The sequence below is a fragment of the Pseudonocardia oceani genome (assembly GCF_019263585.2).
GTDB classification, from domain to species: Bacteria; Actinomycetota; Actinomycetes; order Mycobacteriales; family Pseudonocardiaceae; genus Pseudonocardia; species Pseudonocardia oceani.
This window is the reverse complement of record NZ_JADQDF010000001.1, coordinates 5,809,088-5,829,151: the sequence shown is the minus strand read 5'-3', so window position 1 is coordinate 5,829,151 and position 20,064 is coordinate 5,809,088. Positions and strand designations below refer to the sequence as shown.

Sequence of the window (20,064 nt, the reverse complement as noted above, 5' to 3'; positions counted from 1 at the left end):
GTGCCGTCGCGGCCGGGGAGGGGACCCGGCCGCGACGGCACCACAGGTGCGTCAGGCCGACGCGATCACGGCGGCCTCGTTGACCACAGTGCGCATCTGTCCGACGTGGGTGATGTAGTAGGACTCCGGAACCTCACGCTCGCCGTTGGCGATGAGCTCGGTGAAGTCCCACTTCTTGAGCAGCTTGCCGTTGCGGAACACCGGCTTGAGCACGTTCTCCGACTCCGGGATCGATCCCTTCGGCACGGTGACGTACGTGCCGTTCTCGTACTTGAGCGCGAGTCGGCCCGCCTTCGAGGTCTTGAACGAGGCGCCGGTCGGCTGCTTGGAGATGTCACGCCACTCACCGTCGACGCACACCGCCGACGCCTTCTGCCCGAAGTTCATCGTGTCGCGGTTCCAGTGCTGCAGCAGGCCGCCGCCCATGCCGAAGACCGCGTTGTCGGCGGCGAGACCACGGCGCTCGAGCTCCATGTACACCTGCGGCAGGCTGTGGAAGTTGACGCCGTCGCCCTGCACGACCCGGATGTAGGGCGGCAGGATCTTGAAGCCCTTCGAGTTGACCTCGTAGCCGAAGGCCTCCATCAGCCACTCGGTGGTGTCCGCGGTGACCTCGACGATGTCGCCGGAGTCCGGCCGGATCCCGACCAGACCCGGGAAGTTGCGGATCTGGTCCTTGAGTTCGACGCCGATGATCTTCTTGACACAGTTCTCGTGGTCGTAGGTGTCGCTGAGGAGGAGCGCGACACCATCCGCGGCGTAGATGTCGAGCATGTTGCGGAGCGCATCGGCCTCGTTCTCGCGTCCCCAGGCGCAGAAGCCGGCGTGCTCGGAGTTCGGGCCCGAGTTGGAGACCTTGCCGGCGTTGTAGAAGTGCTTGGCGGCCAGGATGCCGGGCACCGTGTCGGACTGGTCGAAGTTGACCAGGTGCGCCAGACCGCCGAGCGCGGCGGACTGCTGGGAGCTCACTCCGCGCGCCCCGTAGTCGTGCAGGATGTTGCGGATCAGGTGGGGGTTGTCGGAGGTGCGGGCCAGCGCCTCCTTGATGACCATCTTCGACAGCCAGCTCACCGTGCCGATCGTCGTCGGGTACCAGACGGCACGCAGCAGGGCGGTCTCGAAGAAGCTGGTCGCCCAGAAGTACTTCGGGTCGGTGTTGATCAGCTGGACGAGGACGTTGCGCGCCGGTAGGACGATGCCCTCAGGCACGGCCTCGATCTCGACGGGCAGGTAGCCGCCGTGGTCGTTGAGGATGCCGAGCCAGTTGTCGCGGTTGAAGTGCATGCCCTGCTCGCGCGTGACGAACTCGGCCTCGTCGATGTCCTCGAGCGTGATCGGGCGCATCAGGTACTCGCGCAGGTACGCCTGCAACCCGACGAACTGAGTCACCGGCCAGTCGCCGCCACGGGACTCGATGTAGCTCGAGACGTACTCGGTGCCCGGGGGGTACAGGGGGTAGTGGCAGTGCTTGTAGTTGTCGGTGTTGATGATCAGGTTGTCGAGGTAGCCCATCGGCCCGTCCACCTTCCGAGAGAGTCGTTTCTACCTGCCCTGCGTGCCGACGTCGGACGGCACAACGGACTTGGGATGCGCGGAACCGCGGTTCTGCGCCTTCGAGCAGCCTTGCGTAAGCACTGGCCCACCACCAGGGGTTGGCCCATTCGGCAACACCATATTAACCTTTCTAGTGTGACCGTCAACTCATCTGAAGACCGAGTTCGCCCTCATGAAGCAGGACGACCTCTGCTCCGAGGCGCACCTTGGCCTCGAGCGGCCGCCCACGCCACAGACAGTGCAGTTCCAGCGCCCCCGGTGCGGAACCTGGAGCCGTGCCGCGTGGGGGCGTCCGCTCACGAACGTTCGCTCCTGTCCAATGGAACGTCAGAAACGATTCCAATACCGACAGTCGTGGAAGATCAGAGGGCGTGGATGGAGGCCTCCGTCGTCAACTCGTCAGCGGTGGGCATGCCGCCCCGGGCGCCGTCTCCGCCCACCGAGAGGGACGCCGCGACGTTGGCCAGGCGAACCGCGCCCTCGAGGAGTTCACCCCGGGCCTGTCCAACCCGCAGATCGGGGACCGCCTGTTCCTGTCGCGGCGCACCGTGCAGACCCACGTCGGGCACGTGTTCGGCAAGCTGGGGCTCTCGTCGCGCACCGAGCTCGCCGCGGTCGCCACGCGCCGGGCCCGCTGAAACCTCGGCGTGCTGGCGGATGTTCCGCCGTCCGCGGCGGGGCAGCGTGGCCCCATGCCTTTCCTCACCGACACCCGCCCGGAGCCGCCGGGGACCCCGGCCGTCGACCTGCGCGGGGTCAGCCGGTCCTACGGCCGGGTGCCGGCCGTGGCCGACCTCGACCTGCGGATCGGCCAGGGCGAGGTCGTCGCGCTGCTCGGACCCAACGGCGCGGGCAAGTCCACCACCCTCGACCTCGTCCTCGGCCTGAGCACTCCGGACACCGGCACGGCGCGGGTACTCTGCCGGTCACCCGCGGAGGCGGTGCGGGACGGCCGGGTCGGCGCCCTGCTGCAGTCCGGGGAACTGCTGCCGCACGTGACGGTCGGCGAGCTGGTCGAGCTCGTCGCCGCGCTGCACGACCGCCCGCTCGCCGTCGACACCGCGCTCGACGTCGCGGGGATCGCCGATCTGCGGCGCAGGCGCACCAACCGGCTCTCCGGCGGGCAGGTCCAGCGGGTGCGCTTCGCCGTCGCGCTGGTGGCCGATTCCGACCTGCTCGTGCTCGACGAGCCGACCGCCGGCCTGGACGTCGCCTCGCGGTCGGCGTTCTGGGACGCGATCCGCGGCCAGGGGCGGGCCGGGCGGACCGTCGTGTTCACCACACACTACCTCGAGGAGGCGGGCGCCTACGCCGACCGGATCGTGCTGCTGGCCCAGGGCCGGGTCGCGGCCGACGGGCCGGTCACCGAGCTCACCGGCGCGCGACGGGGCGCACCCTTCGGGCCGTCGTGCCGGGCGCGGACCTCGACCGGCTGGCGGGCCTGCCCGGAGTGCGGACCGCGCAGACGCACGGTGACGCGGTGGTCCTGCGCTGCAACGACTCCGACCGGGCCCTGCGGGCCCTGCTCGCGAGCGAACCCGCCGCCCGCGACGTCGAGGTCACCGGCGCCGACCTGACCGACGCCTTCCTCACCCTGACCGGGGAGCCGGCGCGATGAACCCCACCTACCTGCGCCTGGAGATCCTGCGGGTGCTGCGCGTGCCGCAGCTGCTGGTCTTCACCGTGGTCCTGCCGCTGGTCCTGTTCCTGGTGTTCGCCAACCTCTTCGGCGCCGCCCGCTTCGGCGGCGTGTCGTCCACCGCCTACACCATGCAGGGCATGGCGGCCTACGGCTCGCTGGGCGGCGCGCTGTTCTCCACCGCAGCCATCGCGCTCGAACGCCGGATCGGGTGGAACCGCCAGCTCCGGCTGACCCCGCTGCCCCCGAGCCGGTACGTGCTGGTCAAGGGGCTGGCGGCCTGGCTGGTCACCCTGCCGGGGCTGGTCCTGGTCTACACCGCCGGGGCGCTGCTGGGGGTAGCGCTCCCGCTGTGGCGGTGGTTCGCGCTGGCCGGCGTGACCTGGACAGCGCTGCTGCCGTTCGTGGTGCTCGGGATCGCACTCGGGTTCACCGGCAGCAGCGAGTCCGTCCAGGCCGTGAGCACGTTCGTGCTGCTCGCGCTGTCGCTGCTGGGCGGCGTCTGGTTCCCGATCGAGATCCTGCCCGAGTGGGTGCAGGCCGTCGCCCGGGCACTGCCCTCGTACTGGCTCAACGCCGCAGGCCGGGCGGTCATCGGCGGGCCCGGGATCGGCTGGACGGGCGTCGGGGTCCTCCTCGCCTGGACCGCCGCGCTCGGGCTGTTCGCCGCCTCCCGCTACCGCGCCGACGCCCGGCGGGCCTGACCCGACGACAGGATGGACACGACGATCATGAGCACCGCCACCCTCCTGGGCCGCACGGTCGGCCACCTCCTGCGCAGCCGCACGCTGATGAGGCTGCCGATCCACCTCTACCGCGCCCGGTTGGGCTTCCTGCTCGGCACCCGGTTGCTGATGCTCGAGCACCGTGGGCGGCGCACGGGTGCCCGGCGCCGGGTGGTCCTGGAGGTCATCGGGCGACCCGCCCCCGGCGTGTACGTCGTCGCGTCCGGGTTCGGCCGGCGCGCGCAGTGGTTCCGCAACGTGTCCGCCGAGCCGCGCGTACGGCTGTCGACCGGGTGGCGGGGGCCGAGGCCCGCCGTCGCGCGGGTGCTCGGGACCGCCGAGGCGGACGCCGCCCTGCACGCCTACGCAGCGCGCCACCGCCGGGCCTGGGACACGATGCGGCCGGCGCTGGAGCGCGCGCTCGGCTCCCGATCACCCTGCAGGACACGCCACTGCCGATAGTCGAACTGCGACAGGCGCCCTGACCGGGCGAACGGCGGAGCCTGCCGCAACTGGACCGTCCTCGGTCAAGTTCGACCGTCGGGACGACAGGATGTGAACCTGCGACCCCTTGACCCCCAGAACACCACTGTGCACGTTTTCTGCACGTCAGACGCGGTACAGGACGGGCATCGGTGACCCCGACATGCAGGTCCGCGAGTGGATGGTCGGTGCGTGTGGTCCCAGATTGGTCCCAAGCGCGACCGTGGCGCCACGTGCCCGGGCAGGCTCGTCCGACAGAACTCAGGCCGACTCGCGCATCACCCGTCGGGCGATCTCCTCGACCTGCCGCGCCGTGAGGACGGGCTCGTTCCCACCACGCAGCGCATCCCGCAGCAGACGACGGACCAGCGCCGACGGGGAGATCTGTTCCTGGGTCGCCCGCCGCTTCAGGGCCCCGTCGAGCCCCCGGTCGATGCGCAGCGACAGCGCCACCTCCAGCGCCGCCGCGTTCTCCGCCGCTTCCACCTCGGCCGTCTCTGCCTCCTCGTCCGCGTACTCCTCCCGGACGGCACGCACCTCGGCAGCGACGTCAGCGTCATCGTGCCGAGCCGGCCGCCTCGGTGTCTCGTCGCGATCGCCCACCGTCATCCCTGCCCCTCGTAGTCCCGTAGGTCCGCGCCACTGCTCTTCCACGCCGTCACTCCGGCATGCGTCCCGCCCGTCGCGATGACCGTGATCACGAAACCCGCGCTCGACGAGAAGCCGATGATGCGGACCGCGCCCGTCCTGCTCTTCGGATCGGGGTCGTGCACGATCCCGCGCGGATCCGCGGCCGCCTCCAACGTCCATTCCGGTTCGATGTTCGTCGCACCCAGGTAACGATCACTGCGGCGGCGGATGTACTCCGCATCCTCATCGCGCCACCACAGGTCGTCCAGCACGCCCTACATCGTCGCACAACACCACACAGATCTGAGTCAGGCTCAGTGGGTGGTGGGATCCGGCGCTATCGCTGTACGAGTTCGTTCGTGGGGGTCGATTCCGATGGCCCTCGCCCTGCTCCTGCGATCGGACCGTCGCGTCCTCGCCGACCACGACGTGATCTTCAACAGCCAGCCAACCAGTCCGGACGGCTTGGTCCGCCACGGCAGCGAGCAGGGCCTCGACCACGCCGACCTGTTCGAGGAAATCCGGGTTGACCTTCCCGCCGTCCCGGCCCCGATGCCCACCGAACGTGCCGTGGTCCTCTTCGACTTCTACCGCCGGGACGCGACGTGGAGGGTCAGGGCTGTCGGTCAGGGCTACGACGACGGTCTGGCCGGGCTCGGCCGCGGCTTCGTCCGGCGGTGGGTGACCGACCATCCCCTGCGCTCCCTGCGCACCGCGCACGAATGGGCACCCCTGCTCGCGGCCTACCGCTGGCTGGACCAGGCCCGCGGCTCCGGACGCCACCTGCGAGAGATCACCGCGCCGGGCGTCGACACCAAGTTCGTGGAGCGCCACCGCGATCTGCTGGCCGCGCTGCTCGGGGTCGGTTAGCTGCGCGAGTTCGCTCCCAAGACCCGCCGCAGCAACCGCACCGTCCCCCTCCCACCCCGGTGCCTCGACGCTCTCGCCGCCCACCACCAGCGTCTGCAGCTCCAGCACGGCGCCGGGCCGGGACGGCCGTGGCCGCCGGACGGCTACGTGTTCGGCACCCGCCACGGCACACCACTGGAGCCGCGCAACCTCACCCGGATGTTCGGACAGCTCTGCGACGCGCACGGAATCCGTCGCGTCCCGCTGCACGGCCTGCGTCACACCTGCGTCTCCCTGCTGCTGTCGCTCGGCGTCCATCCGCGGGTGGTCATGGAGATCGTCGGACACAGCGCGATCGAGATGACCATGAACGTGTACGGCCACGTCAACCTCGAGACCCAGCGCGCAGCGCTCGACCACCTCGACGAACAGCTGTCCGGCTGAAGGCCGTTGCTGTCAACGTCCGCTGTCAGAACGCTCCGAGATCGACTCGTCCGCGTCTCATGGTCGATAACGTCCCAGCCGACCCTCACCTCGCAACTGCGTTTCACCAGGTCAGGAACACGAAACGGGCGGTTCCCCACGAAGAGGAACCGCCCGTTTCGACCGTCGGGACGACAGGATTTGAACCTGCGACCCCTTGACCCCCAGGACGGTGGGTACGGCGCCCATGCACGTCACACACGTACAGACCCACGGGTAGCTCGGCGGTCCGTGAGGGAGGAACCAGCTCGCGCACGGCTGCTGGTCCCCCGGTGGTCCCCGGCAGCTGCACACCACTCGGTGGGTACCGGGAGCGACGGCACCCCTCCGCAGACCGGCTGCTCACCGGGATCAGGGTCGGCGCCCGGTTGAGCGGCCCAGGAGGCACTCGCGCCGTCCGCTTCCGCGCGGGAACCTTCGAGGCGGAGTCCGAAGGCGAGTACGCCGCGTGGTTCCGCGCCCCGGACAAGCCCGGCGTCCACTCCCTCACCCTCACCGTGCGCAACGACGAACGACGCACCCGACCTGCCTCGTCCGAAGGAGACCGGACATCGGTTCCGCATCCACCGGCATCCGCCTTCGCCCGCAGCTACTCCGGGTCGTTCCTCGTAGCCGGCCGGTAGCGAGCGGGAGCGGGTGATCGGCTCATCGCACCAGCAGTCTCCCGGCGCCCCTTCTTGCCAGCACCTCGTCATCGTCCCAGCACCTCGTCCGCAGCATCGGACTCAGCTCCTGAGCCGCGGCAGGTTCGCACCGCTGGGCAGACCGGCCAGAACCGACTAACGATCGCTAGTATCACTGGCCGGAACACAGCGCAGGGGGCTCCCGTGACCACCGTGAGTGATCGAGGAGATGCGGCCGCAAGGCGCGGGCGGGAGGTGTCGACCACATCGCCGTTCCTGCTCACCGAGGACCCGACGATCGCGGACCGGATCGCGGCGCTGGGCGAGGTGCGCCGCTATCGCGCCGGGGAGTTCGTCTACCGCCAGGGGTCGGTGTCGGACTTCTTCTACCAGGTCGTCAGTGGCCGGTTGCGCATCTACCTGACGCGGGCCGACGGGTCCGAGCGGGTCCTGTCCTACGCCGAGCCCGGTGCCGGGCTCGGCGAGTCGACCTGCTTCGACGGACTCCCCCGGTACGCCTCCTGCGTCGCCGTCACCGACAGCGAGATGTCGGTGATCAGCAGGCAGGCGGTGATCGAGGCCGCCCGGGCACAGCCGGCGATCCTCGTCGAGATGACGCGCCGCATCTCCCGCAAGGCGCGCCTGTTCGCCATGCACATCGCCGCCGACGGGCTCCCGGCCCGGGGGCGCGTCGCACTCGTGCTCGACCACCTCGTCGAGGCCTACGGCGTGCTGCAGCCGGACGGCAGCCTCCGGCTGCGCGTCCAGTACTCGCTCGACGAGCTGTCCCTGATGATCGGTGTCACGCGCGTGACGATGAGCCGAGAGCTCGCGCGGCTGCTCGAGGAGGGCGTGGTGCGCAGGCACGGGCGGGAGATCGTCGTTCCGGATCTGGACGCGCTGCGCGCCGTCGCCGGCGGCTACCGGCCCTGACCGTCCGTATCGTGTGTTACCGACATCACGGCCAACACGCGCCACGCTGACGTCCTCAGCACGACGAGGACCGGGAGCGACGCATGTCGATCGATGTGGGGCGGCCGCCGCGGGTGGCGCTGGAGGACCGCTACCAGCTGGAGGACGGCCGCGTCTTCCTGACCGGGGTCCAGGCGCTGGTGCGGGCACCGCTGGACCAGGTCCGGCGGGACCGGCGCGCCGGGCTCCGCACCGGCACGTTCATCACCGGCTACCCGGGGTCCCCGCTCGGCGGCTACGACCTGGCGCTGCAGCAGAACCGCGGCCTGCTCACCGAACACGACGTTGTCCACCGGATGGGGCAGAACGAGGAGCTCGCCGCGTCGGCGCTGATGGGGACGCAGCTGCTCGAGCGGTACCCGCACAGCCGCTACGACGGGGTGACCGGGTTCTGGTACGGCAAGGGCCCCGGGCTGGATCGGGCCGGCGACTCGCTGCGCCACGGCAACTTCGGCGGCACGACCACGCACGGCGCGGTCGTCGTGCTCAGCGGGGAGGACCACGAGGCGAAGAGCTCGTCCCTGCCGTTCGAGCAGGAGTACGCTTTCGCCCACGCCGGGATCCCTGTGCTCTACCCGTCGTCGGTGGCGGAGTTCCTCACCTACGCGCAGCACGCGGTCGCGATGTCGCGGTTCTCGGGGTGCTGGGTGGCGATGAAGCTCGTCGCCCAGCTCTGCGACGGCGGCCAGACCCTCGACCTCGTCCGGGGCGAGCCCCGGATCGTCGTCCCCGAGTTCGAGATCGACGGCCGGCCGTTCCGCAAGTGGCAGGACCACGCGTTCTTCCCCGGCAAGGTCGTCGAGACCGAACGGCACGTCTTCACCGAGCGGCACCCCGCGGCCGTCGCCTACGCCCGGGCGAACGCGCTGGACAAGGTGCGGGTCCGAGGACGGGACGACCGCATCGGACTGCTCACCGCCGGCAAGAGCTACGCCGACACCGTCCAGGCGCTGCGCGACCTGGGTGTCGACGACGACGACCTGCGCCGCGCCGGGATCCGGCTGATCAAGATCGGTGCGCTCTACCCGCTGGACGCCGACTTCGTCAGCGAGGCGGTCGGCGACCTCGACGAGGTGGTCGTCATCGAGGAGAAGCGCCCGATCCTCGAGGACGCGGTCCGGTCCGCGGTGTGCAACCTCGCGGCCCACCCGCGGGTGCACGGCAAGCGCGACGCCGCGGGCCGCGTCCGCTTCCCGGAGTACGGCAGCCTCGACGCCGACGCGGTCGCCGCCGGCCTGGCGCCGATCCTGCGCGCCCGGATACCGGAGCGGATCACCGTCACCCGCCGCACCGACGAGCTCGAGCAGGTCCGCGGGCGCGACTACACCGCGATGCTCAAGCGGTCGCCGAACTACTGCTCGGGCTGCCCGCACAACGTGTCGACCGTGGTGCCCGACGGCCAGGTCGCCTGGGGCGCCCCGGGCTGCCACATCTTCGCCTCGATCATCGAGCAGCCCGAGCGGCGGATCGATGCGACGTTCCCGCTGGGCGGCGAGGGCGTCGCCTGGATCGGGCTGAGCCCCTTCACCGACCTGGAGCACGTCATCCAGAACCAGGGCGACGGCAGCCTGTTCCACTCCAGCTACCTGGGCATCCGGTTCTCGGTCGCCGCGGGCGTGACGATGACCTACCGCATCCTCTACAACGGCGCGGTCGCGAACACCGGCGCGCAGGAGCCGATCGGGCAGGCGGACGTGCCGACGCTGGCGGGCCTGCTCGCTCTGGAGGGCGTCACGAAGATCGCGATCGTCGCCGACGACCCCGCCGTCTACCGCCGGGCGGAGCTCCCCGCGATCGCGACGGTGCACGGCGCGGACGAGATCGGCACGGTCCTGCGCGACCTGCAGCGGACCGCCGGCGTCACGGTCTTCCTCTACGACGGCGAGTGCGCCAACGAACGGCGCCGCAAGCGCAAGCGCGGCACGGCGCCGGAGGCGTCGACGTTCGTGGTGGTCGACCAGGGCGTGTGCGAGGACTGCGGCGACTGCGGCGAGATCACCAACTGCATGTCGCTGCACAAGGACGACACCGAGTTCGGGCCCAAGACGACGGTGCACCAGTCCTCCTGCAACCAGGACCACTCGTGCCTCAAGGGCGACTGCCCCTCCTTCCTCACGGTCACCGCTTCGGAGGGCCTGATCAGGCCGGAGTACGTCCCGGTGGACGCGGCGGAGATCCCCGAGCCGCGGCGCCCGGCCCTGGACCGGCCGTTCCACGTCTTCGTGCCCGGGGTCGGCGGCACGGGGGTGCTGACGCTCAACTCGGTGCTCGCCTGGGCCGCGCTGATCGACGGCGCCGAGGCGCTGAGCTACGACCAGACCGGCGCGGCCCAGAAGTGGGGCGCGGTCCTGAGCAGCCTGGTCCTGAGCCCGCGCGGCACCGGCGTCGACGCCAACAAGGTGGGCGCGGCCCGAGCCGACCTCTACCTGGCGGTCGACGCGATGGCCGCGACCGACCCTGCGAACCTCGACCGCTGCTCCCCCGACCGGACCCGCGCGCTCGTCAACACCGGCCTGCTGCCCAGCGGTGAGATGATCCGGAACAGCCGCCTCGCCGCGCCGGTCGACCCCATGGTCGACGCCGTCACCCGGTTCAGCGCCGAGGCCGTGTGCGTGGACGCCCGGGCCGTCGCCGAGACGGTCTTCGGCGACTACATGGCCACCAACACGGTGGCGCTCGGCGCCGCCTACCAGGCCGGGATGCTGCCGCTGTCGTCGGCGGCGATCGAGGAGGCTATCGCGCTCAACGGGACGGCCGCGGAGCAGAACCGCCAGGCCTTCCGCCACGGCCGCCTCGCCGTGGCCGACCCCGCCCGGATCCGGGCGCTGCTCTCCCCGCCGCCCCGCGACGCCGAGGCCGAGCGCGCACACGCCCGCGGGCTCCTGCCGGCCGCGCAGCGCGCGGCGTACGACACGGCCATGGCCCGCGTCGCGGACCTGCCCGAGGAGGACCGGCGGCTGCTGGCCGTGCGGGTCGGCGAGCTGATCTCCTACCAGGACGCCGACTACGCGGCCCGCTACCTCGACGTCGTCCTCGACGTCGCCGCCCGGGAGCGGGCCCGCCTCGGGGACCCGGCCGCCCTGTCGATCACGCGCGAGGTGGTCCGCAACCTGTTCAAGCTCATGGCCTACAAGGACGAGTACGAGGTGGCGCGGCTGCACCTGCGCTCCAGCCGCGAGCACCGGGCGTCCGGGATGTTCGCCGGCTCGCCGGTCGTCCGGTACAACCTCCACCCGCCGGTGCTGCGGGCGCTCGGGATGCGGAACAAGATCTCGGTCCGCGCACGCTGGATGGATCCCGCCTTCACCGCCCTGACCCGCATGCGGAGGCTGCGCGGCACCCGGTTCGACCCGTTCGGGCGCGACCGCGTGCGCGTCGAGGAACGCCGGCTCGTCGGCTGGTACACCGACCTCGTCCTGGGCGCGATGGACGAGCTGCGGCTGCAGAACCGGGCCGCGGTGCTGGACCTGGCCCGGCTGCCCGATGACATCCGCGGCTACGAGGACATCAAGCTGCGGTCCGCCGCCGAGGCCGTCGCCCGCGCGGAGGTGCTGCGCGGCCGCCTCGCCACCACCCTGTCACTCCCCCTGACGCCTCTGCCCCCGACGCCCCGCCCCTCGAAGCCCCTGCCCCTCCTCACGAAGACGGACGACTGACATGGCGCACGCACCGGCACTCCCGACCGAGCTCACCGGCGACTTCGAGAAGGACGCGGCCCTGGCGTCGGAGCACTTCGCCCTCCTCGACGAGCAGCTCGCTGCCCTGCCTCCGAAGGCCGAGCGCACCGCGGAGCAGCAGGAGCGGGCCGAGGCGGTCCTCGACGGCGGCCGGGGCGTCCGCGAGCGCTTCCTCGACCGGCACGTCGAGGCGGTGTACGACGCCCTCACCGACGGCGGCACGCGCATGCTGCGGGTCGCCGAGCTGGCCTACGCGGCCGCCGACCTCGTCCCAGGTCTCGTCCCGTCGCGCGAGCGCATCGCGCAGGAGCGGCGCCACCCGCAGAAGCACAAGGACGGCTGGGAGTACGACCAGGGCATCCTGATCTCCCGGGTGCTCGACAACGCCCGGACCGGGTACCACCTGCTGCACGCCATGGCGCAGCCGCGCCGCGAGGCGCTGGGCCTGCTGGAGGAGTTCCGCCGGACCGACCGCGTCGACCTGGGCAGCTGCCTGCTGGAGCGCCGCGCGAACGTCGGGCACCTGACGATCCAGCACCAGAAGTACCTCAACGCCGAGGACGACGAGTCCACGGCCGCCATGGAGACCGCCACCGACCTGGTCCTGCTCGACGACCGGATCGAGGTCGGCGTGCTGCGCGGCGCCGTCTCCGAGCACCCCAAGTACGCGGGCCGGCGGGTCTTCGACACCGGCGTCAACCTCACCCGGCTCTACCACGGCGAGGTGTCGCTCATCGAGTTCTTCATCGAGCGCGAGCTCGGGCTGATCACCAAGTGGTACCGCGGGCACTCGCTGGGCTCGGGTGCGGTCTCGGCCGTCGAGGAGCGGCACGAGAAGCCGTGGATCGCCGCCGTCGACACCTTCGCCATCGGCGGCGGCTGCCAGTTCCTGCTCGTCATGGACCGGGTGGTCGCCCGGTCCGGCGCCTACGTCAACCTCCCTGCCCGCCGGGAGGGATTCCTCCCCGGCTGCGGCAACATGCGCCTGCCCCGGTTCGTCGGCGAGCGCGTCGCCCGACAGGGCATCTTCTTCAACCGCGACATCTACGTCGACTCCCCCGAGGGCCGCATGATCGTCGACGACCTGGTGGTCGACGAGGACGGGATGCAGGCCGCGATCGCGAACGCCGTCGACGCCCTGACCGCCACCGGTCCGGTCGGTGTCAACGCCAACCGCACGGAGATGCGCATCGGCGTCGAGCCCCTCGAGACCTTCCGCCACTACATGGCGAACCTCGCCATCCTGCAGGCGCGGTGCATGTACTCCCCGGCGATCATCCGCAACCTCGAGCAGGCCTGGGACCCGAAGCGCCGCGGCGGTGTGAAGTGACCGCGCCGTCTTACGCCTGCGGGAGCGTCGACCGGCCGCTGCTCGGCGAGACCATCGGCCAGAACCTGCGGCGCACCGCGGAGCGGTTCGGCCGGCACACCGCGGTCGTCGACCGCACGCAGTGCGTGCGGCTGACCTACGACGAGCTGTGGGAGCAGACCGGCCGGGTCGCCGGCGCGCTGCTGGCCCGGGGAGTCCGGCGGGGTGACCGGGTCGGCGTCTGGGCTGCCAACCGGTACGAGTGGGTCGTCCTGCAGTTCGCCGCAGCCCGGGCCGGCGCGATCCTCGTGGCGCTGAACCCGACCTACGAGGCTGGCGAGCTCGGCTACGCGCTCGCCCACTCCGGCACGTCGCTGCTGCTGCACGCCGCGCAGTTCCGCGACACCGACTGCGGCGCGACGGTCGCACGGCTCCGTGCCGACTGCCCGGACCTGCGCGAGGCGATCGCGTTCGAGGGTGGGTGGGCCGACCTCCTCGACGGCTCCCCCGCCGCCGTGGACGCGGCCGAGCAGGAGGTCGACATCGACGACCCGGTCGCGATCCAGTACACCTCGGGCACGACCGGCCGCCCCAAGGGCGCGACGCTCACCCACCACAACCTGCTCAACAACGGCCACCTGGTCGGCGCGGGCGTCGGTTTCGGCCCCACCGATCGCGTGTGCGTCCCGGTTCCGCTGTTCCACTGCTTCGGGATGGTGCTGGGCACGCTGGGCACCAGCACCCACGGCGCCGCACTCGTCCTGCCCGGCGGCACCTTCGACGCCGGGCGCACGCTGGAGGCGATCCAGCAGGAGGGGTGTACTGCGGTCTACGGCGTGCCCACGATGTACCTCGCGATGCTGGAGCACCCGCGGCGCGGCGACATCCGGCTCGACAGCCTGCGCACCGGCCTGATCGGCGGGGCGCCGTGCGCCCCCGACCTGCTGGCCCGGATCCGGAACGAGCTGCACGTGCCCGACCTGTCCACGGTCTGCGGCATGACCGAGACCTCCCCCATCTCCACCCAGACCCTGCCCGACGACCCCGCGGCGCGGCGGGACACGACCGTCGGGCGGCCGACCCCGCACGTCGAGGTCAAGATCATCGATCCGGTGTCGGGGCGGGTCGTGCCCACCGGGACGCCCGGCGAGCAGTGCACCCGCGGCTACAGCGTCATGCCGGGTTACTGGGACGACCCGACGGCTACCCGGGACGCCATCGATCCCGCCGGCTGGATGCGCACCGGTGACCTCGCCGTCATGGGCGACGACGGCAGCGTGAGCATCGTCGGCCGGCTCAAGGACGTGATCATCCGCGGGGGCGAGAACATCCATCCGCGCGAGGTCGAGGAGCTGCTCCGCACCCATCCCGCCGTGGCCGACGCGCACGTCGTCGGGGTGCCGCACGAGCGCCTCGGCGAGCAGGTGATGGCCTGGGTCCGGCTCACGGACGGGGCGCAGGCACATGGCGAAGACCTCGCTGCGTGGTGCGTGGGGCGGATCAGCCGCTCGAAGATCCCCTCGCTGTGGCGGTTCACGGACCGTTTCCCGGCGACGGCGAGCGGCAAGGTGCAGAAGTTCCGCATGCGCGAGATCGCGGTCGCCGAGCTGGGGCTCGACGCCCACATCCTCCAGCCGGCGGCGGTGTAGCGCCGTGATCGAGGCGGACCGGGCACCGGCCCGGATGACGGTCACCAGCGTGATGCTCGACGACGACGGCGGGCTGAGGTCGGGCTACCTCCTCGTGCTCGCCGAGACCGCTGCGCAGGGACTGCTGGCCGGGGCCGCCGTGCACCGCCACGTCGTCGACGTCGTGGCACTGCCGCGGGGGGCCGGCACCGTCCTCGTCGCGGAGTCGGTGCTCCTCAGCCGCGCCGACCGGGGGGCGGTGTGCGACACGACCGTCCGCACCGAGAGCACGCCGCCGTCGGTGGTCGCGGTCGTGCGCCACCACCTCACGACCGGCTGACCCGGCCGCCCGACTACGACGACACCGACCCGTCCGCGTCCCCGCGCAGCGCCGCACCCGCGGCCTCCACGGCGTCGACGATCCCCTGGTAGCCGGTGCAGCGGCAGATGTTGCCCGACATCTCCTCGCGGATGGTCTCCCGGCCGGCACCGGGGTCGGTGTCGAGCAGGTGCAGGGCACTCATGAGCATCCCCGGCGTGCAGAAGCCGCACTGCAGGCCGTGGTGCTCGACGAACGCCTCCTGCAGCGGGTGCAGCTCGCCGTCCTCGCCCTCGAGCCCCTCGACGGTGGTGACCGACGAGCCGTCGGCCTGCACCCCGAACATGAGGCAGGCGCGCACGGGCTGCCCGTCGACGAGCACGGTGCAGGCGCCGCAGACGCCGTGCTCGCACCCGAGGTGGGTGCCGGTGAGGCCGCAGTCCTCGCGCAGGGTGTCGGCAAGGGTGCGCCGGGGTTCGACGTCGAGGCTGACGCGCTCGCCGTTGACGCTGAAGGTGACGTCCATGGTCTCTCCCTGAGAGATGGTGATCTAGTCGATGCCGGCCCGGGCGCACGCACGCCGGACCATCTCGGCGGCCATCGCGCGGCGGAACGGCACGGAGCCGTGCAGGTCGGCGGTGGGCTCGATCCCGGTGGAGGCGGCGGCCGCCGCCTCTCGGGCGGTGCCGCCGGCAGCGAGCACCTGCTCGGCCTCCGCAGCCCGGGTGGGCACGGCGCCGACGCCTCCGATCGTGACGCGGACGGCGCCCTCGACCTCGGCGACCAGCGCCATGACCAGCGCGAAGTCGCCGTGGCGCCGCGCGAACTCGGCGAAGCCCCAGCGCTCGGGCCGCGGAAACCGAATGCTCGTGATCATCTCGTCCTCGCCGAGCGAGGTGACCAGGGCGCTGACGAACAGCTCCTCGGCCGTGGACGTGCGGACACCTCGCGGGCCGGCCACGCTGACGGTGGCCCCGGTGCCGACCGCGACGACGGGCAGCTCGGCCGAGGGGTCGGCGTGGGCGATGCTGCCGCCCGCCGTACCGCGGGAGCGGATCGCGGTGTGACCGATCCAGCTCGCGGCCTCCGCCAGCAGCGGGTGGTGCGCCTGCGCGACGAGCGCGCTGTGCCGGGCCAGCGCACCGACCTCGACCGCGCCGGCCACCGGGCGGATCGCGCCGAGGCCCGGGATGCGGTTGACGTCGACGAGCACCGACGGCCGGGCCATCCGCAGGGCCAGGACGGGGACCAGGCTCTGCCCGCCGGCGAGGATCTTGCCGTCACCGTCGGAGTCGGCCAGGACCTTCACGACCTCCTCCACGCTGCCGGCGCGGACGTAGTCGAACGGTGCGCACTTCATCGTGTCATCTCCCCTCGAACACGGGCGGGCGCTTCTCGGTGCGGGCCAGGCGGCCCTCCGCGAAATCGGCACTGGACCAGCAGCCCTCGAACGCGGCGTCCAGCTGCGCCTCGTCGAGCACGGGCTCGAACACCCCGTTGAGCACCTGCTTGGAGTAGGCGACGGTCAGCGGAGCGAGCGCGGCCATCCCCTGCGCCCACGCGATCGCGTCCTCCACCTCGCCGAGGCGCTCGACGAGTCCGCAGGCACGGGCGGCGGCCGCGTCGAGCTGGTCGCACGCCAGCAGGAGCGCCCGCGACGTACCGTTGCCGGCCAGCAGTGCGAGCCGCCGGATCGTCCACGGGTCGACCGCCAGCCCGATCCTCGCCGTCGGCACGCCGAATACGGCGCCCGGCGCGGCGACGCGCAGGTCGGCGGCGATGGCGAGCTGGGTGCCCGCCCCGATCGCCGGCCCGTTCACCGCCGCGACGACCGGGACCGGTGCGTCGGTGACGGTGTGCAGCATCGCGTAGAGCGCGTCGCGGAAGTCGGCCGTGTAGACCTCGTCGAGATCGGCTCCCGAGCAGAAGCTCGTGCCCGCACCGGTGAGGACGACCGCCCGCGCCCCGTCCGCGACGGCCTTCCCGACGGCGTCGCGGACGGCGCGGCACAGCGCCGTGGTCAGCGCGTTGCGCCTCCCGGGCCGGTCCAGCGCGATCACCGCGGTGCGGCCGTGTGACGACGTGATGATCACTGCAGCACCGTCCAGACGCTCGCGGGAGTGATCGGGAGGGTGTCGATCCGCACGCCGAGGGCATCGGCGACGGCTCCGGCCAGCACGGCGTTGGGGCCGAGGGTGCCGCCCTCCCCCACACCGCGGACGCCGAGCGGGTTGTCAGCCGGGTGCGCGACGTGCCCGATGACCATGTCGGGCACCTCGGCGCTGGTCGGCATCAGGTAGTCGAGCAGCGTGCCCGTGGACAGGTTGCCGTCGTCGTCGTAGACCAGGTGCTCGTAGAGCGCCCCGCCGATGCCCTGGGCGATCGAGCCGAGGATCTGCCCGTCGACGATCTGCGGGTGCATCGCGCGCCCCGCGTCCTCGACGCACACGTACCTCAGGATCGTGAGCTCACCGGTTGTCCGGTCCACCTCGATCGCGGCGACCTGCGCGCCTGCGGCGAACGCGCCGCGGATCGGGTCGTAGAACTTCGTGGCCTCGAGCCCGGGTTCGATCCCCTCGGGCAGCCGGTTGGACTCGAGGTAGGCCACCCGCGCCACCTCGGCCACCGACATCCGCGCCTTCTGCTCACCGACCACCGAGATCTGCCCGTCCTCGATGCGCAGGTCGGCCGGATCCGCCTCCAGCAGGCCCGCGGCCAGCAGCAGCACCTTCTCCTTGACCGCCTCGGCGGTCCGGTGCGCGGCACCACCGCCGATCACGGCCTGGCGGGAGGAGAACGCCCCGAAGCCCCACAGCGACTCGTCGGTGTCGCCGATGCGGACCTCGACGTCGTCGTAGGAGACGCCGACGCCGTCCGCCACGATCTGCGCCATCGTCGTCTCCAGCCCCTGGCCCTGCGACGTGACGCCGGAGAACACCGTGACCCGCCCGTCGGGGTTCATCCGCACGGTGCACGCGTCGTGCCCGGTGCGGAACGGCATCCGGGGGCCGGCGCTCGCGGCCCGGCCGAGTCCGGTGAGCTCGTTGTAGCAGGCGAAGCCGATGCCGATCTGCGGCTCGTCGGTACCGCGGCGACGCTCCTGCTCGGCGCGGAAGCCGTCGTAGCCCAGGGCGTCGAGGGCCTTGGTGAGGCACTCGTCGTAGTGGCCGGAGTCGTCGACCAGGCGCGAGGGCATCCGGTACGGGATGTCCTCGGGCCGGATGAGGTTCCTCCGGCGGATGTCGACCCCCGACAGCCCGAGCTCCCGGGCGCCGTCGTCGAGCACCGCCTCCATGGCGAAGACGCTGGACGGGCGGGCGACCCCGCGGTACGGCCCGGACGGCGCGGTGTTGGTCGCGACCCCGCGCACCGTGGCGCGGTAGTTCGTGAGCTTGTACGGGCCCGACAGCAGCCCGCCCGCCATCAGCGGCTCGATCCCCGCCGTCCACGGGTACACCGAGTAGGCGCCGACGTTGCAGGTCACGTCGGCCTCGACGGCGAGCAGCTCCCCGTCGGTGGCGAAACCGGCCTTCATCACGTAGCGGTGGTCTCGGGCGTGCGTGGCGGCGAGCAGGTGCTCGGCGCGGTCCTCCACCCACTTGAGCGGCACGCCCGGCACCGCCCGCGCCATCAGGCACAGCGCCACGTCCTCGGGATACAGCACGGCCTTCACACCGAAGCCGCCGCCGACGTCCGGCGCGATCACGCGGACGTTCCCCTCGGGCAGGTCCATCAGCTCGGCGATCATGTTGCGGACGATGTGCGGCACCTGGGTGCCGTTCCAGAAGGTGAGCTTGCGGTCCGACGCGTTCCACAGCGCCACGCCCGCACGGCACTCCATCGGGTTGCCGGAGTGCCGGTTGGTGACGAGCTCCCGCTCGACGACGACGGCGGCGGCGGCGAAGGCGTCCTCCACGGACCCGGCGTCGAAGGTGCGCTGGAGCAGGACGTTGTCCGGGGCCTCCGGGTGAACGGGTTCGCGCGGCTCGTCCCACGCGCAGACCGTGGGCGGCAACGGCTCGTAGTCGACCTCGATCAGCTCGAGCCCGTCCTCGGCGTGGTAGCGGCTGCGCGCCACCACCGCGGCGACCGTCTCGCCCGCGAAGCAGACCTTCTCGTGGGCGATCACCGGCTGGTCGGTCTCGACGTAGGACGGCAGCGCCGACTGCGCGCGCAGCGCCACGTGGGCGAAGTCGGTGCCGGTGAACACGCGGTACCCGGCCGCGCGGGCCGCGCCGGCGTCGACGCCGGTGATCCGGGCATGGCCGTAGGGGCTGCGCAGGAACGCGACGTGCCGCATGCGCGGGAGCTCGAGGTCGGACACGAAGCGACCGTGGCCGGTGACCAGCCGCCGGTCCTCCTTGCGGCGAGGACTGCTTCCCAGGCTGCTCATGGCATCGCGTACCCGCCGTTGACCGACACGACCTGGCCGGTGGTCCACGACGACAGCGGCGACGCCAGCAGCAGCACCATCGGGGTGATGTCGTCCGGGTGCCCGACCCGGCGCAGCGGGTACTGGGCCAGGATCTTCTTCATCTGCTCGGCTTCCCCGTCCCCCGCCCCCCCGGTGCCCGCGTGGCTGTCGAAGTTGTCGGACCGCACCAGCGCCAGCGAGACCGCGTTCGCGCGGATGCCGAACCGGGCCAGCTCCTTTGCCAGCGAGCGCGTCAGCCCGACCGTGGTCGAACGGGCGGTGGCGGTGACGAGCAGCCCCGACTCCCCGACCCGTCCGGAGTCGCCCATCATGTTCACGATCGCGCCGCTCTTCCGCCCGGCCATCAGCGTCGCCACGGCGTGGGTGATCTGGAGCGTCCCCGTCACCGTGACGTCGATCTGCGCCTGCCAGTCCTGCGGCGTCGACTCGAGGAAGCGCTGCTTGACCGCGACGGCGGCGTTGTTCACCAGTACGTCGATCGGGCCGAGGTCGCTCTCCGTCCGCTCGACGATCCGCGCCACGGCCCCGGCGTCGCGCAGGTCACCGCCCACGGCGATCGCGCGGACACCGAGCTCGGCGGCCTCGGCGGCCGCCTTCTCGGCGCCCTCGCCCGAGGAGTTGTAGTGGAAGGCGACGTTCGCGCCCTCAGCGGCGAAGCCCATGCCCAGAGCGCGGCCCAGACCCTGACCCGCCCCGGTGACCAGGACGTTCGTGCCCGACAGTTGCAGATCCATGTTC

18 protein-coding genes and 1 pseudogene are annotated in these 20,064 nt (G+C 71.9%); 11 read left to right on the top strand and 8 right to left on the bottom strand.

Features of this window, described 5'->3' with window-relative positions; genetic code table 11:
- Positions 1-51: 51 nt before the first annotated feature.
- A complete protein-coding gene (locus I4I82_RS29190; protein ID WP_226370313.1) occupies positions 52-1,524 on the bottom strand; it encodes a nicotinate phosphoribosyltransferase in 1,473 nt (490 codons plus the stop codon).
- A gap of 401 nt (positions 1,525-1,925) precedes the next feature.
- On the opposite strand from I4I82_RS29190, the gene I4I82_RS29185 reads away from it, so the two are divergent.
- From I4I82_RS29185 to I4I82_RS29170, 4 genes and pseudogenes are all read left to right on the top strand, one after another.
- On the top strand, positions 1,926-2,192 hold the full coding sequence (locus I4I82_RS29185) for a response regulator transcription factor (protein ID WP_226370312.1): 267 nt from the start codon (positions 1,926-1,928) through the stop codon (positions 2,190-2,192).
- Between the two features lie 54 nt (positions 2,193-2,246).
- Positions 2,247-3,172 (top strand): annotated as a pseudogene (locus I4I82_RS29180) (ABC transporter ATP-binding protein).
- The gene (locus I4I82_RS29175) at positions 3,169-3,897 is read left to right on the top strand and encodes an ABC transporter permease (RefSeq protein WP_218592340.1); all 729 of its coding nucleotides are present in this window, start codon (positions 3,169-3,171) and stop codon (positions 3,895-3,897) included. Before I4I82_RS29180 ends, I4I82_RS29175 begins: the two are co-directional and overlap by 4 nt.
- A 27-nt stretch (positions 3,898-3,924) precedes the next feature.
- A complete protein-coding gene (locus I4I82_RS29170; RefSeq protein ID WP_225920716.1) occupies positions 3,925-4,380 on the top strand; it encodes a nitroreductase family deazaflavin-dependent oxidoreductase in 456 nt (151 codons plus the stop codon).
- 282 nt (positions 4,381-4,662) lie between these two features.
- On the opposite strand, the gene I4I82_RS29165 is transcribed toward I4I82_RS29170, so the two are convergent.
- Both I4I82_RS29165 and I4I82_RS29160 read right to left on the bottom strand, forming a co-directional pair.
- The gene (locus I4I82_RS29165) at positions 4,663-5,010 is read right to left on the bottom strand and encodes a hypothetical protein (protein WP_218592339.1); all 348 of its coding nucleotides are present in this window, start codon (positions 5,008-5,010) and stop codon (positions 4,663-4,665) included.
- Positions 5,007-5,303, bottom strand: a complete 297-nt coding sequence (locus tag I4I82_RS29160) for a hypothetical protein (protein WP_218592338.1) — start codon at positions 5,301-5,303, stop codon at positions 5,007-5,009. Before I4I82_RS29160 ends, I4I82_RS29165 begins: the two co-directional genes overlap by 4 nt.
- 49 nt (positions 5,304-5,352) lie before the next feature.
- On the opposite strand from I4I82_RS29160, the gene I4I82_RS29155 reads away from it, so the two are divergent.
- The 7 genes from I4I82_RS29155 (at position 5,353) to I4I82_RS29125 (ending at position 14,912) form a co-directional block, all read left to right on the top strand.
- Positions 5,353-5,901 carry a TerD family protein gene (locus I4I82_RS29155; RefSeq protein WP_218597079.1) on the top strand — a complete coding sequence of 183 codons (549 nt, stop codon included), beginning with the start codon at positions 5,353-5,355 and terminating at the stop codon, positions 5,899-5,901.
- On the top strand, positions 5,902-6,324 hold the full coding sequence (locus I4I82_RS29150; protein ID WP_218596547.1) for a tyrosine-type recombinase/integrase: 423 nt from the start codon (positions 5,902-5,904) through the stop codon (positions 6,322-6,324). It abuts the gene before it with no gap.
- Between the two features lie 917 nt (positions 6,325-7,241).
- On the top strand, positions 7,242-7,919 hold the full coding sequence (locus tag I4I82_RS29145; protein WP_218594002.1) for a Crp/Fnr family transcriptional regulator: 678 nt from the start codon (positions 7,242-7,244) through the stop codon (positions 7,917-7,919).
- An 83-nt stretch (positions 7,920-8,002) separates the two neighbouring features.
- Positions 8,003-11,614, top strand: coding sequence for an indolepyruvate ferredoxin oxidoreductase family protein (locus I4I82_RS29140; RefSeq protein ID WP_218596251.1), 3,612 nt, complete (start codon positions 8,003-8,005; stop codon positions 11,612-11,614).
- Position 11,615: 1 nt separating this feature from the next.
- Positions 11,616-12,965 (top strand): enoyl-CoA hydratase/isomerase family protein, encoded by a 1,350-nt coding sequence (locus I4I82_RS29135; protein ID WP_218596250.1) that lies wholly within the window; start codon positions 11,616-11,618, stop codon positions 12,963-12,965.
- The gene (locus I4I82_RS29130) at positions 12,962-14,593 is read left to right on the top strand and encodes an AMP-binding protein (protein ID WP_218593498.1); all 1,632 of its coding nucleotides are present in this window, start codon (positions 12,962-12,964) and stop codon (positions 14,591-14,593) included. Before I4I82_RS29135 ends, I4I82_RS29130 begins: the two co-directional genes overlap by 4 nt.
- Positions 14,594-14,597: 4 nt before the next feature.
- Positions 14,598-14,912 carry a hypothetical protein gene (locus I4I82_RS29125; RefSeq protein ID WP_218593499.1) on the top strand — a complete coding sequence of 105 codons (315 nt, stop codon included), beginning with the start codon at positions 14,598-14,600 and terminating at the stop codon, positions 14,910-14,912.
- 13 nt (positions 14,913-14,925) lie between these two features.
- Here the strand turns inward: I4I82_RS29125 and I4I82_RS29120 are convergent, their stop codons facing one another.
- Genes I4I82_RS29120 through I4I82_RS29100 form a run of 5 tightly spaced genes read right to left on the bottom strand, consistent with a single transcriptional unit; the run spans position 14,926 to position 20,060 of the window.
- A complete protein-coding gene (locus tag I4I82_RS29120) occupies positions 14,926-15,417 on the bottom strand; it encodes a (2Fe-2S)-binding protein (RefSeq protein ID WP_218593500.1) in 492 nt (163 codons plus the stop codon).
- Positions 15,418-15,441: 24 nt separating this feature from the next.
- A complete protein-coding gene (locus I4I82_RS29115) occupies positions 15,442-16,251 on the bottom strand; it encodes an FAD binding domain-containing protein (protein WP_218593501.1) in 810 nt (269 codons plus the stop codon).
- 4 nt (positions 16,252-16,255) lie between these two features.
- Positions 16,256-16,984: an enoyl-CoA hydratase gene (locus I4I82_RS29110; RefSeq protein WP_218593502.1), complete on the bottom strand. Its 729-nt coding sequence runs from the start codon at positions 16,982-16,984 to the stop codon at positions 16,256-16,258.
- The gene (locus I4I82_RS29105; protein WP_218593503.1) at positions 16,981-19,284 is read right to left on the bottom strand and encodes a xanthine dehydrogenase family protein molybdopterin-binding subunit; all 2,304 of its coding nucleotides are present in this window, start codon (positions 19,282-19,284) and stop codon (positions 16,981-16,983) included. The genes I4I82_RS29110 and I4I82_RS29105 overlap by 4 nt, the downstream gene beginning before the upstream one ends.
- Positions 19,281-20,060, bottom strand: coding sequence for an SDR family NAD(P)-dependent oxidoreductase (locus I4I82_RS29100; RefSeq protein WP_218596249.1), 780 nt, complete (start codon positions 20,058-20,060; stop codon positions 19,281-19,283). The genes I4I82_RS29105 and I4I82_RS29100 overlap by 4 nt, the downstream gene beginning before the upstream one ends.
- Positions 20,061-20,064 lie beyond the last annotated feature (4 nt).

Bases quoted from the DNA above. Each gene is read 5' to 3' on its own strand.
- I4I82_RS29140 (WP_218596251.1), top strand. From the start codon at position 8,003: ATGTCGATCGATGTGGGGCGGCCGCCGCGGGTGGCGCTGGAGGACCGC.
- I4I82_RS29105 (WP_218593503.1), bottom strand. From the start codon at position 19,284: ATGAGCAGCCTGGGAAGCAGTCCTCGCCGCAAGGAGGACCGGCGGCTG.
- I4I82_RS29115 (WP_218593501.1), bottom strand. From the start codon at position 16,251: ATGAAGTGCGCACCGTTCGACTACGTCCGCGCCGGCAGCGTGGAGGAG.
- I4I82_RS29120 (WP_218593500.1), bottom strand. From the start codon at position 15,417: ATGGACGTCACCTTCAGCGTCAACGGCGAGCGCGTCAGCCTCGACGTC.
- I4I82_RS29165 (WP_218592339.1), bottom strand. From the start codon at position 5,010: ATGACGGTGGGCGATCGCGACGAGACACCGAGGCGGCCGGCTCGGCAC.
- I4I82_RS29135 (WP_218596250.1), top strand. From the start codon at position 11,616: ATGGCGCACGCACCGGCACTCCCGACCGAGCTCACCGGCGACTTCGAG.
- I4I82_RS29170 (WP_225920716.1), top strand. From the start codon at position 3,925: ATGAGCACCGCCACCCTCCTGGGCCGCACGGTCGGCCACCTCCTGCGC.
- I4I82_RS29100 (WP_218596249.1), bottom strand. From the start codon at position 20,060: ATGGATCTGCAACTGTCGGGCACGAACGTCCTGGTCACCGGGGCGGGT.
- I4I82_RS29175 (WP_218592340.1), top strand. From the start codon at position 3,169: ATGAACCCCACCTACCTGCGCCTGGAGATCCTGCGGGTGCTGCGCGTG.